Source organism: Pedobacter ginsengisoli (assembly GCF_030244015.1).
In the GTDB taxonomy this organism is placed as follows: domain Bacteria; phylum Bacteroidota; class Bacteroidia; order Sphingobacteriales; family Sphingobacteriaceae; genus Pedobacter; species Pedobacter ginsengisoli.
In genome coordinates, this window is sequence record NZ_JASSYX010000004.1 from 35,692 (window position 1) to 52,206 (window position 16,515).

Genomic DNA, 16,515 nt, shown 5'->3' on the forward strand with positions numbered 1-16,515 from the left:
GTTAAAAATATTTTGAGCTTCATTGTGTGTCAGGTCTATTTAATTTTTCCTAAAATGAAGGTAATAAAAATTCAGCGTTCAAGTCCATTCTATTACCTTATTGCTACCTTTATATTACTATATCCTTATGACCTCTTCCTGATCCTTGTCCAATGGTTGCAAGGTGGTTGGGTGGTCCAGCGATTGTGCAAGGATGTCGCGAGGTCCGCCTGGCTTTTGCTTGAAGTACAAGCAACAATACCAACAGATAAATACCAAAAAGGAACCAGACCTCACCCTGACCTTTGTTCAAACTTTTACGGGGGCGTACTTTATAAATATTTCCTATCTTTGTCCCGCATTAAACGCCGTTTGCACCGGTATCAATGAATTATGACAACTTATCAGACACTACTTTACTATTGCTATAGTCCAATAGCCAACGCAGAACAATTTGCCACCGATCATCTTGCTTTTTGTAAATCCCTGAACCTTGTAGGCCGGATCATCGTGGCCGACGAAGGCTTGAACGGCACCGTATCAGGAACAAAAGAATCCTGTGAAGCCTATATGGCTGCCATACGTGCCGATGAGCGCTTTGCAAAAACAGACTTTAAGATCGACAACGTAAGCGAGCCTTCGTTCATCAAAATGCATTGCCGCTATAAGTCGGAGATTGTACATTCAGGCCTTAGGGACCCAAATATCATTGATCCCAATAAACAAACCGGCAAGCATTTAGAACCTGCAGAGTTTCAGAAAATGATAGATCAGGAAGATGTGGTCATCCTCGATGTGCGCTCAAATTACGAGCACAACCTCGGAAAATTTAAAAACGCAGTGACGCTTGACATTGAAAACTTCAGGGATTTTCCGGACAAGATCAATGAACTGGCGCAGTATAAAGACAAAAAAGTACTGACTTACTGCACCGGGGGCATCAAATGTGAAAAAGCTTCGGCACTGCTCCTTCACCATGGCTTTAGTGATGTTTACCAGCTGCATGGCGGGATCATCAAATACGGCAAGGAAGCAGGCGGTGAAGATTTCGAAGGCAAGTGTTATGTATTTGACAACCGGATCGCGGTTGACGTCAACACGGTAAACCCCAAAATCGTCTCTACCTGCCGCAACTGCGGAACCATCACCCCAAAAATGATCAACTGCGCCAATCCCGAGTGCAATGAGCATTTTACGCAATGTGATGCCTGCGGTGAAGAATTGCAGGGCTGCTGCTCGGTTGCTTGTACGACAAACCCGCGCAAACGGGTATATGACGGCACCGGGTACTATGTAAAAGTGCCACAGCCAATTAACACGGGCAAATAACTACCTTTGCCCTTCATGACCCTTAAATCCCTGAAATATCTTCTTTGCGCAGTTATTTGCTTTTTTGCGGTTGCTGCCCTGGCAGAGGACATCAAAAGTATCGGCGTACCTTATATTCAGAATTATCCCAAGTCCGTTTACCAGTCTGGTAATCAGAACTGGTCTGTTGCGAAGGATAGAAACGGCGTAATGTATTTTGGCAATGCCCAGGGGCTGCTTACTTACGACGGCAGATACTGGCATCAGTATGAAATGCCCAACAGGCAGATCGTCCGGGCGGTAGCAACCGGTTCAGACCGGATTTATACAGGTGGCTTCGGCGAATTTGGTTACTGGTCTTACAAAAACCGCAGACTGGTTTATACTTCGCTGATCAAACTTATCCCAAAACCGCTTAAGATCAATGATGAGGTTTGGAAGATCTATGTCGACGGAAGCCGGGTCATTTTCCAGTCCTTCAAATGCATTTACATCTACCAGGGAAACGAGATTAAAGTTTTGACCAGGCCGGAAGGTTTTCTGTTTCTGCACCAGATTGGCAAAAGATTTTGTGTAGAAATATTGAACAAAGGACTGTTTGAATTGAAAGGAAACGCTTTGTATCCGTTAAAAAATTCAGGGCCATTACTACCCGGACTGATCATGACAGTACTGCCCTATAAAGACGGGCGCTGGCTGGTTGGGACAAGCAGCAATGGTCTTTTTCTATACGATGGAGAACGCTATACCCCTTTTAAAAGTTCCGCTGATCAATTTTTAAAAACGTACCAGCTCAACAATGGCAGTTTCATTATGGGCAGGTATTACGCCTTCGGTACCATCCTTAACGGCCTGGTGATTATTGATGAGCAGGGAAATATGGTCCAGCAGATCAATAAGACCAGCGGAATGCAAAACAACACTGTGCTCAGCCTGTTCTGCGATAATGACCAAAACCTGTGGACAGGCCTGGACAATGGAATAGACCGGGTAGAGCTCAATTCTCCGCTGTATGCCTACTTTGACAAGAGCGGTCTGTTTGGCACAGTATATTCCAGCCTGATTTACAAAGGCCACATATACCTCGGCACCAATCAGGGCCTTTTTTACAGCATTTGGCCGGGTACAGCAGAAAGCCGTTACAGTTCGTTTGATTTTAAACTGATACCCGGTTCGCAAGGACAGGTATGGGACCTTACTGAAATAGACGGGCAGCTGCTGTGCGGACACAACAGCGGTACTTTCAGGGTAGACGGCAACCGTTTTATTAACATTACCTATGCGGCCGGCGGCTGGACCATTAAAAAGCTGAAATCTAATCCGGAATTTCTGATTCAGGGATCCTATAACGGCCTGATCGCATATAAAAAAAATCAGCAGGGTCTTTGGGTATTTCATCATGAAATTGCCGGATTCAGGGAACCGTCCAGGTATGTGGAGCAGGATGAAAAAGGCGACCTCTGGATAGGTCATGCCTACAAGGGACTTTACAGGCTTAAACTCAATAGCAGCCTTGATAAGGTGCTCCACTTAGATTATTACAGTCAAAGCAACGGCTTGCCTGACGATTTCAATATCAATATTTTTTCTTTACAAAATAAACTGGTATATTCTTCAGACGAGGGTTTTTATAATTACGACGAGATCAGCAATCGCTTTTCGAAGTATACTGCGCTGAACAAGGCTCTGGGCAGTTTTGCGGGATCAAATAAAATCATTGCAGCCGGATCCGGAAAATATTGGTTTATTGATCATGGACGGACTGCATTGGCTGATCTGTCCATGCCAGGCCGTATTCATATTGACTCCAGCACCTTCAGTATGCTAAACGGCCGTATGGTTCAGTATTATGAGAATATCAGCAGGATCAGCAATGGCATTTACCTGATCAGCGTAGATGACGGTTTTATTATTTATGACGCCGGGAGCCAGCAAGCCACGCCAGCGAAGCGTAATCTTCCGGCCGTTTTGATCCGTAAGGTAGAGGACATTACCGATACCGTTCGCATTTTGAGCGAAACCGGCAACGGCAATACAGAGACAGAGATCCCTTTTACACACAACAACATCCGCATTGCTTATGCACTTCCTTTCTACCGGCAGTCAAAAGTGACTTATCAGTATTTTCTGGAGGGCTATTCAAGGAACTGGTCTGAATGGGATGCCGCCTCCCAAAAAGACTTTACCAACTTGTCTGCAGGCACCTATATTTTTAAGGTAAGGGCAAGGATCAATGCCCAGCAAGTGACTGAGACCACACCATTCAGATTCACCGTACTCCCTCCTTTTTACCTGAACAAATGGGCATTCGTAGTGTATGTAATTTTGTTTGCAGGCCTGCTGCTATTGGGGCGTAAACTCTACGAGAGAAAGCTGAAAAAAGACAAACAGATTATTACGGCAAGAATGCAGGCGGAACAGGATGAACTGCTCAGGAAAGAGGCGGAAGCTAACGAAAGGCACATCATTCAACTGCAGACCGAAAAGTTGCAGATAGAACTTGCAGGCAAGAACAGAGAGCTGGCCAATTCGGCAATGAGCCTGGTTTATAAAAATGAATTGCTGCAAAAGATCAGTCAGGAAATCCTCAAACTGAAAGATTCCAGCGGAAAACTGCTGGGTGAAGAACAGTTGCGCAGAATCCAGAAGGTAATAGATGAAGGCATGAACGACGAACGTGACTGGAATCTTTTTGAAAACAGCTTTAACGAGGCACATGAGAGTTTCTTTAAAAAGCTGAAGGCAAATCACCCTGACCTGGTTCCCAACGACCTTAAACTCTGTGCCTATCTGAGGATGAATATGAGCAGCAAAGAAATGGCATCTTTACTAAATATTTCACTGCGGGGAGTCGAAATCCGGCGCTACAGGCTCCGGAAGAAACTCGATGTACCCCACGACAAGAACCTGGTAGAGTTCCTTATGGAGCTATAATACTACATCATTACCTCTCATCAGCCCCTTCCCGGCTTCTTCAGCATATACTTTTCTCTCTCTGCGATTGTTGTAGTGATATTTGCTATGCAGGTATAAAAACAATGACTTTTAGCGAAACCAAGGCTGCGTTTTGTTTGTTCTGAGAATATAAAACTTGTGTTTGATGTAGTAATGTGAAGGCCTTTTTTTTGCGATCACTGCTACTTCTGCGGAGATTTAACCAACTAAAATAAACTTAAACGTATGAAAAGAATTCTTACTCAGTTTTCTGTATTCTCCTTCTTTTTCCTACTTATGATCAACACAGCCTCGGCACAGAATATTACTGTGACTGGTACTGTTATTGACTCGGCAGACAATAACCCGCTGCCTGGTGTTGGCATATTGGTAAAGGGAACAACTACAGGAACAACGACCAATGCCGCCGGTAAATTCGCGGTCAGCGCACCGGCTAATGCAACCCTGGTGATTACCTATATAGGCTATTCTACTAAAGAAGTTGCGGTAAATAACCAGACTGTGATCAATGTATCTTTATCGGCATCATCTGAAATGCTGGAACAAGTAGTAGTGGTGGGGTATGGTACACAGCGAAAAATTGATGTGACCGGATCCGTTGCTACCGTAAAGGGCGAAGATATTGCAAAACAAGTCTCACCCAATCCGGTAAGCGGCCTGCAAGGCAAGGTTGCCGGGGTTCAGATCACGAACCTTGGGGCACCGGGCTCAACTCCGCAGATCAACATCAGGGGAACCAGTACCATTTATGGAAATACAGGGGCGCTTTATGTAGTAGACGGGGTATGGTATGAAAATATCAACTTTCTAAACCCTGCCGACATTGCTGATATCAGTATATTGAAGGACGCATCTGCCCAATCCATTTACGGTATCCGCGGTGCCAACGGTGTTGTCCTCGTAACAACAGTCAAAGGAAAAAAAGGTGACCCGACGATCAACTATAACGGTACCGTCGGAACTCAGCGCGTGACCAATAAAGTAGAAATGACCAATGCTAGTGAATATGCAACTGCGGTCAATGAGGCCTATGCATTATTGGGTCAGGCACCTTTATTCAGTAATACAAACCTGGGCCAGGGCACAGACTGGTATGACCAGGTATTAAGGGACGCGATGATCACTAACCACCAACTATCCGTAAACGGCGGTTCCGAAAAATCGACTTACAATCTTTCACTGGGTTTTCTAAATCAGGATGGCATTGTTAAAAAGAACAATTTTAAACGGTATACAGCCAGGCTTTCCAACGACATTCAGCTATTCGAGCCTCTAAAGATCGGCTATAACGTTGCGGGGACTTCGAGCAGGTCCAATGATGCACCTACTGCAATCTTCAGGGGATTATATGCGGCTTCGCCGGTAGTGCCTGTGTTCAATCCAGATGGCTCCTACGGAGATCCTGCTGATTTCAACTTGGGTAACGGCAGTAACATAAATCCACAAGCTACACTGGATTTCTTCAATCAAAGGACAACAAAGTATAATATAACCGGTAATGTCTTCGCGGAATTGAAGTTTTTGAGGGACTTTACCTTCCGGACCAGCTTTGGCGGCGATTTCTCACAGGAGGAAGTAAGGGGTTACGTACCTAAGTACGAAGCAACTACCAATCAGAAAACGACCATCTCCAAGCTGGACATTGACCGCAATGAACGCCGCAACTGGATCATCGAAAATACACTGACCTTCGACAAACAATTAGAAGATCACCGTTTCACCGTTTTGCTTGGGCAAGGTGCCCAGCGCAGGAAATATTATTTTTTGAATGCAGAGGCGCAAGGAGTACCTTTCAGCTCACAAAGTGACCTTTACCTTGCTCTTGGCAATGCAGGCACCAAAACAGTTGAAGACGGAGGTGAACTTTCCACTTTCGCCTCCTACTTTGCAAGGGTAAATTATGCCTACAAAAATAAATACCTGCTGAATGCTTCTTTCAGACGTGACGGTGCGTCCCAATTCTTTGGTAACAATGCATGGGGTAATTTTCCGTCCATCGGAGCAGGTTGGGTAATCAGCAACGAAGACTTCATGAAAGACCAGACGCTGTTCAGCAACCTGAAACTTCGCGGAAGCTGGGGTAAGATCGGTAATGCAGGAGTGCCTTTCAATCCCTCTACCGCTACAATTACCCAAACGGGTGAGCTGATTGCTTTCTTTGGCGGCAAACCTTACACCGGTGCGGGCAATACGAAAATAGTGAACCCGGTATTGCTTTGGGAACGCAGCAATGGAATAGATGCAGGCCTGGAAATGGGATTCCTGGAAAACCGGCTGAAAATTGAGGCTGATTATTATAGCCGTACTACGGAAAGTGCGATCTTCGGAATTCCAGTATTAGGCAGTTTGGGAGCAACCGATCGGCTTAACAGCAACCAGTCCGATATTCGGAACCGAGGCTATGAAGTGGTCGCTTCATGGTCAGATAAAACTGAAGGTGGCTTCACCTATTCCATCAGCGGCAATATTGGTTTCAACCAAAACAAAGTATTGAACGTACTGTCTGGCAATAACCCGATTTATGCGGGAGGAGCCGGTCTTACCAGTGGATACCTCGCAACAAGAACAGTAAACAACCGCCCGATCGGTGAGTTTTTTGGCTATCAGGTTACAGGCGTGTTCCAGACGGCTGCCGAAGCGGCGGAATGGACCAACAATAGTTTTAAAGCGGGTGATTTTAAATATGCGGACACCAATAACGATGGCATCATCGATTCACGTGACAGAGTTGTACTGGGGAATCCCAATCCAAGGGTTACTTATGGTCTCAACACCAATTTTGCTTACAAAAACTTTGATCTGTCGCTGGACATTCAAGGTGTCGGGGGCGTAGAAATCATGAATTCTAACCTAGCCAACCGTTTTGGTAATGAGAATTACACCAAGGATTTCTTTAAGAACCGCTGGACGGCAGCGGGCTCGTCCAATAACTATGCCTCAGCGAACCTTGCGAGTGGGCTAAACAATTCTCCTAACTCATTTTACGTGGAAAAAGGCGATTATATCAGGTTGAGAAACGTCCAGCTGGGTTATACCCTTCCAGCCGCCCTGACTTCTAAATGGAAAGCACAAAGATTGAGATTGTTCCTCAATGCACAAAACGCGGTGAATATTTTCGGGTACAAAGGCTTTAGTCCGGAAGTTGGAGGTGCCCCTTTGGATGCTGGTATTGATACTAACCTGTATCCGCTGTTTGCGACTTATAATTTTGGAGTCAATTTAACATTCTAATCGATTCAACAATGAAAACACATATTAACATAAAATATTGCTTAGCGATTGCCGCACTGAGCTCCGTAATGCTTATCGCCTCTTGCAAAAAGGATTTTCTAAATGTTCCGCCTCAGGCACAACAGCCTGAAACAGCGTTTTGGAAAACTGCCGAAGATGCAGGGAAAGCTGTAAACGCCCTATACGCGCGGCTCCGTAACTGGGACAATGTGGCCTTTAACGCCATTGTGATCGAAAGCACCGGTGCTGATGAGGCAGATAAAGGAAGTACACCAACAGATGCTACCTTTTTCAATCTTTTTGACACCTTCACGGTCACCTCTACACAAGGTTCGTTGCAGGGTTTCTGGAACGGTCAGTACCAAAACATCCGGCTTTGCAACCAGGCCATAGACAGTATCCCTGGCATTACCATGGATGAAAATCTGAAGGCAAGATATATAGCCGAAGCCAAATTTGTAAGAGCCTATTCTTATTTTAGACTGGCAAGGGCTTTCGGACGTGTGCCGCTCAGATTGCATGAGCCAAAAGATGCAACTGAATTTAATATTCCTCAAGCAGAAAAAGCAGAAACTTATGCCCAGATTGAAAAAGACCTGACCGAAGCCTCGGCAGTCTTGCCGCCATCTTACGGCGCAGATGACAAAGGCAGGGCAACAAAGGGTGCGGCACTGGGCCTGCATGCCAAAGTTGCTATGTATCAGCAAAAATGGGATCAAGTGCTTTCGCTGACCAACCAGGTCATGGGTCTGGGCTATGATCTTTTCCCGAACTTCGAAAAAGGTTTCCGTACCGAGAACGAGAACAACATCGAGTCAGTATTTGAGATCCAGGCTGAACTGCTGGAAGGAAATACTGCTGCATCCAACTCACAATATAGCCAGGTACAGGGCGTAGCCGGTGTGACCGGCGGCGGATGGGGTTTCAACAGTCCGTCACAGGCATTAGCCGATGCATTTGAACCGGGCGATCCGCGCAGAGATGCCACTATTATTTTCCGTGGCGAAACGACCCCGCAGGGTGATGTCATTCCTAATTCGGTTCCAAACGAACGGTACAATCAAAAATCTTATGTTCCTTTCAGCATGCGGGTATCAGGATACAACGAGGGCGCACAGCAAAATATACGTGTAACGCGGTTTGCAGACGTCTTACTAATGAACGCAGAAGCTGCGAACGAGCTGGGCAATCCGGCACAGGCTAAATCTTCGCTGAACCGCGTGCGTGCACGTGCCAGGGGCGGCAATCCAAACATACTGCCAGACGTGACCACCAACGACAAAACCGAACTGCGTAATGCCATCTGGCATGAGCGTCAGGTCGAACTGGCAATGGAAAACGACCGTTACTTTGATGTGATCCGCCAGGGACGCGCACCACAGATCTTTGGCCCCAAAGGCTGGAAAGCAAACAAAAATGAAGTATGGCCGATTCCTGCTACGGAAATTGACCTGAGTGGTGGCAAATTGACCCAAAACCCAGGATACAATTAATACTTATCGCTATTTTAGGGGTTGTTCTGACTTGTCCGGACAACCTCTTAAATTTAAAATCATGATCCATACCTATAAAAAAACTGTATTCCTGCTGACGTTTTGCGGATTTTTCCTTGCAGCCTGTGCAAAGGCCCAACCGGGCAAAACCTCTGGTGCGATAAAACCCGAACTCAAGATCCAAAAGAACCTGACAGACGACCAGCTGCTCGACCTTGTACAAAAACAGACATTCAGGTATTTCTGGGATTTCGCACATCCGGTAAGTGGCCTGGCCAGGGAAAGAAGCAATGCGTCTTTTGGCTATGGCAATGAAGTGACTACAACAGGCGGAACCGGTTTTGGCATCATGGCTACCATTGTTGCGACCGACAGAAAATGGATCACACGCGACAGCGCCTCCAGGTTTCTTTTAAAAATGGTGAATTTCCTAAGCAAGGCTGACGCTTACCATGGCGTATTTCCGCATTGGCTGAACGGAGCAACAGGCAAGACCATTCCATTTAGCAGGAAGGACGATGGGGCAGATCTTGTGGAGTCGTCATATTTATTCCAGGGGCTATTGACCGCAAAACAATACTTCAATGCAAACACACCTGTAGAAAACGAACTGAGAAACCGCATTACCTGGTTATGGGATGAAATAGAATGGGACTGGTTCACAAAAGGCGGAGAAGAAGTCCTGTACTGGCACTGGAGCCCGAACAATGGCTGGGCCATGAACTTTCCGCTGCGCGGGTATAATGAATGCCTGATCACCTATGTTTTGGCCGCCTCCGGCAAACGCTATCCCGTGCCGGCCTCCGTCTATCACCGCGGCTGGGCACAAAGCAACTTCTTCAAGAACGGCAAGGAGTTTTATGGGTACAAACTGCCTCTTGGCTTTGACAACGGCGGCCCGCTGTTCTTTTCGCAGTATTCATTTTTAGGTTTAGACCCCAGAGGCCTGAAAGACCAGTATGCCGACTATTGGGAACAAAATAAAAACCATACCCTGATCAACCGCGCCTACGTACTGGCCAATCCAAAAAACTTTAAAGGCTACGGCGCCAACAGTTGGGGGCTCACAGCCAGCGACAGTTACCAGGGTTATGCGGCCCACTCCCCTAATGAGGATCTCGGTGTCATATCTCCTACCGCAGCCCTGTCTGCCTTCCCTTATACCCCCGAATTCTCAATGCAGGCGCTAAAGCATTTCTACTTTGACCTTGGTGATAAGATCTGGAGCCAGTACGGTTTTGTAGACGCCTTCAGTGAGCAGCACAACTGGTACGCCAAATCGCACCTGGCTATAGACCAGGGGCCCATCATTGTGATGATCGAAAACTACAGAACAGGCCTGCTCTGGAAATTATTTATGAGTAATCCCGAGATTAAAGAAGGTTTAAAAAAATTGGGCTTTGAAAGTCCGGCATTGCAAAAATGAGCATCAGAAAATATATCGTCCTTTTAGTACTGCTGTTTGCCGGTCTGATCACCGCTGCACAAAAAAAACAGACGACTTACTGTAACCCGATCAACCTGGACTATGGCTATACGCCCATTCCAAATTTCGCCGAACAAGGCAAACACCGGGCGACCGCAGACCCGGTGATGGTCAATTACAAAGGAGATTACTACTTATTCTCCACCAACCAGTGGGGCTACTGGTGGAGCAGCGACATGTACAACTGGAAGTTTGTCTCCCGCCATTTCCTCCGGCCCGAGCACAAGGTCTATGATGACCTCTGCGCACCGTCTGTATGGATACAGGGCGACACCATGCTGGTATTCGGATCTACGTATTCCAAAAACTTCCCCATATGGATGAGTACCGATCCAAAAAAGAATGAGTGGAAAGAAGTCGTGCATGAATTTGAGATCGGAGGCTGGGACCCTGCCCATTTTGTAGATGATGATGGAAAACTGTACATGTACAACGGCAGCAGCAACGTTTATCCGCTTTATGGAATAGAGCTGAACCGCAAAACATTTGCACCTATTGGAACCAGGAAAGAACTTTTACTACTCGATCCCGACCGCTACGGATGGCAGAGATTCGGAGAATACCTGGACAATACCTTTCTCAATCCATTTATGGAGGGTGCCTGGATGAACAAACACAATGGCAAATACTACCTTCAATATGGGGCACCAGGCACAGAGTTCAGCGGATATGCAGATGGTGTAGCCATAGGCAAAAGCCCCTTAGGTCCATTTGAGCATCAGTCCCTGCCCTTTTCATATAAGCCAGGCGGCTTTGCACGGGGTGCAGGTCATGGCGCTACTTACCAGGACAATTGGAAAAATTACTGGCACGTTTCTACCATCGCCATCTCCGTAAAGAACAACTTTGAGCGCCGTCTGGGTATCTGGCCTGCGGGTTTTGATAAAGATGACGTGATGTATATGGATGCTGCGTTTGGAGATTACCCACATTATCTGCCCAGCAAATCCGCAGATCATTTGAAAAGCGGTTTTACGGGATGGATGCTGCTCAACTACAACAAGCCTGTCTCTGTTTCTTCTACATTGGGTGCTTACAACGCCAATAATGCAGTAGATGAAAGCATTAAAACGTACTGGAGCGCAAAAACAGGAGAAAAAGACGAATGGATCCAGACAGATCTCGGTACGGTCTCCACAGTAAATGCCGTGCAGATCAATTATGCCGATCAGGATGCTGAATTTTTAGGTAAAAAAACAGACATCTATCATCAGTATAAATTGTGGTACTCAGCAGACGGCACCAAATGGACGGTTCTAAAAGATAAAAGCGCTAACAAAACAGATGTTCCGCATGACTATATCGAACTCGAAAAGCCGGTAAAGGCGCGTTTCATCAAACTGGAGAACATCCATATGCCAACCGGGAAATTCGCCATCAGCGGACTCCGGGTATTTGGCAATGCCAATCTGGAGGCGCCGCAAACTGTAAAAGATTTCACTGTACTCAGGACTGAAAAAGACAAACGGAGCGCCTGGCTCAAATGGAACCCCGTGGAAAATGCTTATGCCTATAACATCTACATCGGAACAGCTCCGGACAAATTGTACAACTGTATTATGGTCTACAATACCAATGAGTATTGGTATAAAGGAATGGATAAAGATAAAACTTACTACTTTAGTATCGAAGCAATCAATGAAAGCGGTGTGTCACCACGGACAAAGGTTGTCAACGTAAACTAAAATCAACATTAAAATGAAACACAACTTTTTATTTCGCCTTTTCCTTATCTCGCTGGTATGCCTTTCTATCAGTTCATTTGCACAGGACAAACCATTCTGGAAAGAGATGCAACAATTTCAGCGTCAGGACAGCATCGCTATGCCTGCCAAAAACGGGATTGTTTTTACCGGTAGCTCATCCATAAGAATGTGGAAAGATTTGGAGACCATCTATAAGGAATACAATGTCCTCAACCGCGGCTTCGGCGGATCGGTACTTCCACAGGTCAATGACAATATCGACCAGGTGATACTAAGATATAAACCCCGTCAGGTCGTAATCTATTGCGGTGACAATGACATTGCCTCAGGCGCCAGCGCAGAGGAGGTCCTGAGCCGTTTCACTACCCTGTTCAGCAACATCCGCAAAGAACTCCCAAAGACCTCCATTGCTTTTATTTCCATGAAACTGAGTCCCTCACGCAGCAAGTTCGTTCCGGAAGTCATTAAGGGGAATGCCCTGGTCAGGGAATTTATCGCTAAACAAAAGAACGCAGCCTACATAGATATTGCCACAAAAATGCTGGACAGCAAAGGAGAAATGAGACCCGAATTGTTCCAGAATGATATGCTGCATATGAAACCTGCGGGTTATGAAATCTGGGCAAAGGAGATCACTCCCTACTTAAAAAAGAAATAAACAAATACCTATGAAAGCCACCTGCCTGTTTTTACTTGCGCTGCTGACCACCGCAGCCCCTGCGTTAGCCCAAAAGAAAAAAACCGTCGCTACAGCCGACCAAAAAATGAACACTTTCATCAACGCATTGATGTCTAAAATGACAGTTGATGAGAAGATCGGGCAACTGAACCTGCTGACGGGCGGAGAAGCAACCACGGGATCTGCAGTAAGTACGAATGTAGAGGCCAAAATAAAAAACGGACAGGTAGGAGGTATTTTCAGTTTAACCACTCCTGCGCGCATCCGCAAGGCACAAGAAATTGCGGTGAACCATACCAGGCTTAAAATACCGATCATCTTCGGACAGGATGTGATTCATGGTTACAAGACGACGTTCCCCATTCCACTGGCACTATCCTGTACCTGGGATTTACCCATGATCCAGCAAACCGCAAGGATTGCTGCTACTGAGGCCACAGCAGACGGACTCAACTGGACTTTCTCCCCCATGGTCGACATATCCAGGGACCCGCGCTGGGGGAGGATCTCTGAAGGTTCCGGTGAAGACACTTACCTTGGATCCCAGATTGCTAAAGCCATGGTCCGCGGCTATCAGGGCGACGATCTGTCCAAATACAACACCATGATGGCCTGTGTAAAACACTTTGCATTATATGGAGCCGCGGAGGCCGGCCGGGATTACAATACCACAGACATGAGCCTCGACAGGATGTATAACGATTATTTGCCTCCCTATAAAGCAGCTATAGACGGGGGCGCAGGAAGTGTCATGACCTCTTTCAATGACATCAATGGAGTGCCCGCTACAGCAAACAAATGGCTGATGACTGATGTTTTGCGCAAGCAGTGGGGCTTCAAAGGATTTGTAGTGACAGATTATACCGCAGTGAACGAGCTGATAGACCACGGCCTTGGAGACCTGCAAACCGTTTCAGCATTATCCTTGAACGCAGGAGTGGAAATGGATATGGTGGGCGAGGGATTTCTGACCACCCTTAAAAAATCTTTAAAAGAAGGCAGGGTAAAGCAGCAGCAGATAGACCAGGCCTGCCGGCTGGTGCTGGAAGCGAAATACAAGCTCGGCCTGTTCGAGGACCCTTTCCGTTACTGCAATGAAGAGCGTGCAAAAACAGAGATCTTAAAGCCGGAGCATCTCAAATATGCACGTGAAGTAGCCGGACAATCATTTGTCCTGTTAAAAAATGAAAACCAGACGCTTCCGCTAAAAAAAGCGGGAACCGTAGCATTGATCGGCCCGCTGGCCAATACAGGGGCTAACATGCCGGGCACCTGGAGTGTCAACAGCGACCTGGCCAATACCAAATCCCTATTGGAAAGCATGACAGCTCTCGTGGGTAACCAGGTAAAGATCCTGCATAGCCTGGGTTCAAATCTGGTAGAAGACACTGCCTATCAACAAAGGGCAACCATGTTTGGCAGGGATATTCCCAGAGACAACAGGCCTGAAGAAGAAATCATCAAAGAAGCTGTATCCATTGCCAAAAAATCTGATGTGGTACTGGCTGCTTTAGGTGAAAGCTCTGAAATGACTGGTGAGGCTTCAAGCAGGACAAACCTGGAAATCCCTGATGTACAAAAAAGATTGCTCCATGCCCTGCTAAAAACGGGCAAACCGGTTGTACTGGTTTTGTTTAGTGGCCGTCCGCTGGTCCTGAACTGGGAAAATGAAAATGTTCCTGCCATATTGAATGTCTGGTTTGGCGGAACAGAAGCCGGCGCAGCAATCACCGATGTCCTGTTTGGCGACGTGAACCCTTCCGGAAAGCTAACAGCGACCTTCCCTCAGAACGTAGGTCAGATCCCTTTGTATTACAGCCACAAGAATACCGGCAGACCTTTGCAGGAAGGCAAATGGTTTTCCAAGTTCCGCTCCAACTACCTGGACGTGAGCAACGATCCGCTTTATCCTTTTGGCTACGGATTAAGTTACACCACATTTGAATACAGCAACCTTTCTCTAAGCAGCAAAGCCCTGAAATCCGGTGGTTCCATTACCGCAAGCATCAGTGTTAAAAATACCGGCTCCAGGGAAGGCAAAGAAGTGGTACAGCTCTATATCCAGGACCTCGTCGGAAGTTCAACAAGACCTGTCAAACAGTTGAAAGGCTTTCAAAAGATCAGTTTAGATCCGGGAGAAGCCAAAACACTGACTTTCAAAATCACCGAAGAAGATCTGAAGTTTTACAATACCAATTTGAAATTCGCAGCAGAACCCGGTGACTTTAAAGTTTATATAGGTGGCAACTCCCGGGATGTCACAGCATCGCAGTTTACATTGATGAAGTAAGACGCCTTTATGCCTCCAGCAATTCCTGAATATTGAATTTTGACATTTTCACAAATGCTGCTATCACCCGTGGAGCCCGCTCAGGATCAGCCATTAACCGATGTAAAACTGAGGGAACGATTTGCCAGGAAAAACCAAATTTATCATCAAGCCAGCCGCACTCGTCGTACCTGCCGCCTTCGCCCAGCTTTTCCCAGTAATGATCAATTTCTTCCTGAGTTTCACATTCAACCACATAAGAAGTTGCAGGAGTAGGTTTGTATTTTGCCCCGCCATTTAAGGCCATAAATTGATTTCCGTTGAGCTCAAATTTTACCACAATCGGGTTTTCCGCGGTGATCCTGGAGTTTTTAAAAATAGAGCAGTAGTAGTCTGCGGCTGCTTTGGCTTGTCCGTCAAACCATAAACATGGATACATTTGATTTTTCATTTCTATTGAATTTAAATTAATGATATACAACAAAAATAGGGTTGACAGGAAAGTCAAAATAGAATGAAACGGACAATTATGTATTTTCTGACGAACTGCCAAAGTTGAGGTATTCTTTAGGTGTGATGCTGGTGAACTCTTTGAAGGAACGGATATAATGGCTCTGATCGGCGTAGCCATGCTGAAATGCAATGTCCGATAACTTCTCATAGCTCCTGCCGTTTAACTGCTGAAATGCTGCATTAAACTGGCAGATCCGTCTATATAAGTTGGGTGCAATACCGATATTTTTCTCGAACGTTCTTCGGAATGTCCTTTCAGTGATGTGCAATTCCTTTTGGAGCAGTATAGAAATTTCTGGCAGCGGTTGCCCGGCAATCCTGCTCACGGCATATTTGATCAGATCAGACTCCCTTTTAGAACTGGCCACCAGAAGCAGGATAAATTGGTCCAGCAAAGCAGTCATGCTTTCCACAGCACCGGCATTCAGCAAGCGGTCCTGAAGTTCAGTCGCCTTCTTCGGCATGACCAGATTCAAATCGACAGGCTTGTCCGTCAGTTCCCGGGCCGGCACATCAAAGACCGAACTGAGCGACCAGGGCTTAAAAAAATAGGCAATTGCCGTAAAGTCCTCATCAAACCTAATCGTCTCCGGAAGAATCGTCTGCCCAAAGAGGGTAAGATGCGTGGTCATACTATTGTTAATGATCCCTCTGGTTGATTTGAAAAGCAAAGTTGGTAAACCATTGGCAAACAGCGGCAGGGAAAAGGGGGTTATCATTTGATGATTTTCAATCACCAATATCCTTTCGACATATTCCGCAACCTCTACGGCTGGTTTGAGATTTCTGACATTCATTCCTATCTCACTAAGATAATACCCCTGACACTAAATATCAAGTAACCCTTATCCAATCTCTGCACCCAGCGTGCATTCACCGCAACGGCTATCCCAAAT

Annotated in this window: 10 protein-coding genes; 8 read left to right on the forward strand and 2 right to left on the reverse strand. The window is 46.2% G+C overall.

Annotated features, from left to right (window positions below):
• Positions 1 to 372: 372 nt before the first annotated feature.
• The 8 genes from trhO to bglX all read left to right on the forward strand — a co-directional run bounded on the left by trhO (position 373) and on the right by bglX (position 15,127).
• The gene (gene trhO, locus QEP08_RS17520) at positions 373 to 1,308 is read left to right on the forward strand and encodes an oxygen-dependent tRNA uridine(34) hydroxylase TrhO (protein ID WP_285059923.1); all 936 of its coding nucleotides are present in this window, start codon (positions 373 to 375) and stop codon (positions 1,306 to 1,308) included.
• A 15-nt stretch (positions 1,309 to 1,323) separates the two neighbouring features.
• Positions 1,324 to 4,221, forward strand: coding sequence for a triple tyrosine motif-containing protein (locus QEP08_RS17525; RefSeq protein WP_285059924.1), 2,898 nt, complete (start codon positions 1,324 to 1,326; stop codon positions 4,219 to 4,221).
• A gap of 246 nt (positions 4,222 to 4,467) precedes the next feature.
• Positions 4,468 to 7,473 carry a SusC/RagA family TonB-linked outer membrane protein gene (locus QEP08_RS17530; protein WP_285059925.1) on the forward strand — a complete coding sequence of 1,002 codons (3,006 nt, stop codon included), beginning with the start codon at positions 4,468 to 4,470 and terminating at the stop codon, positions 7,471 to 7,473.
• 11 nt (positions 7,474 to 7,484) lie between these two features.
• Positions 7,485 to 8,966, forward strand: coding sequence for a RagB/SusD family nutrient uptake outer membrane protein (locus QEP08_RS17535; protein WP_285059926.1), 1,482 nt, complete (start codon positions 7,485 to 7,487; stop codon positions 8,964 to 8,966).
• Between the two features lie 61 nt (positions 8,967 to 9,027).
• On the forward strand, positions 9,028 to 10,392 hold the full coding sequence (locus QEP08_RS17540; RefSeq protein ID WP_285059927.1) for a glucoamylase family protein: 1,365 nt from the start codon (positions 9,028 to 9,030) through the stop codon (positions 10,390 to 10,392).
• Entirely contained in the window at positions 10,389 to 12,137 is a 1,749-nt protein-coding gene (locus QEP08_RS17545) for a family 43 glycosylhydrolase (RefSeq protein ID WP_285059928.1), read from the forward strand. The genes QEP08_RS17540 and QEP08_RS17545 overlap by 4 nt, the downstream gene beginning before the upstream one ends.
• Before the next feature lie 13 nt (positions 12,138 to 12,150).
• Positions 12,151 to 12,816, forward strand: coding sequence for a GDSL-type esterase/lipase family protein (locus QEP08_RS17550; protein ID WP_285059929.1), 666 nt, complete (start codon positions 12,151 to 12,153; stop codon positions 12,814 to 12,816).
• A gap of 10 nt (positions 12,817 to 12,826) precedes the next feature.
• A complete protein-coding gene (gene bglX, locus QEP08_RS17555; protein ID WP_285059930.1) occupies positions 12,827 to 15,127 on the forward strand; it encodes a beta-glucosidase BglX in 2,301 nt (766 codons plus the stop codon).
• Between the two features lie 7 nt (positions 15,128 to 15,134).
• Here the strand turns inward: bglX and QEP08_RS17560 are convergent, their stop codons facing one another.
• Both QEP08_RS17560 and QEP08_RS17565 read right to left on the reverse strand, forming a co-directional pair.
• Positions 15,135 to 15,557 (reverse strand): VOC family protein, encoded by a 423-nt coding sequence (locus tag QEP08_RS17560; RefSeq protein WP_285059931.1) that lies wholly within the window; start codon positions 15,555 to 15,557, stop codon positions 15,135 to 15,137.
• 76 nt (positions 15,558 to 15,633) lie between these two features.
• Entirely contained in the window at positions 15,634 to 16,416 is a 783-nt protein-coding gene (locus tag QEP08_RS17565; RefSeq protein ID WP_285059932.1) for an AraC family transcriptional regulator, read from the reverse strand.
• Positions 16,417 to 16,515 lie beyond the last annotated feature (99 nt).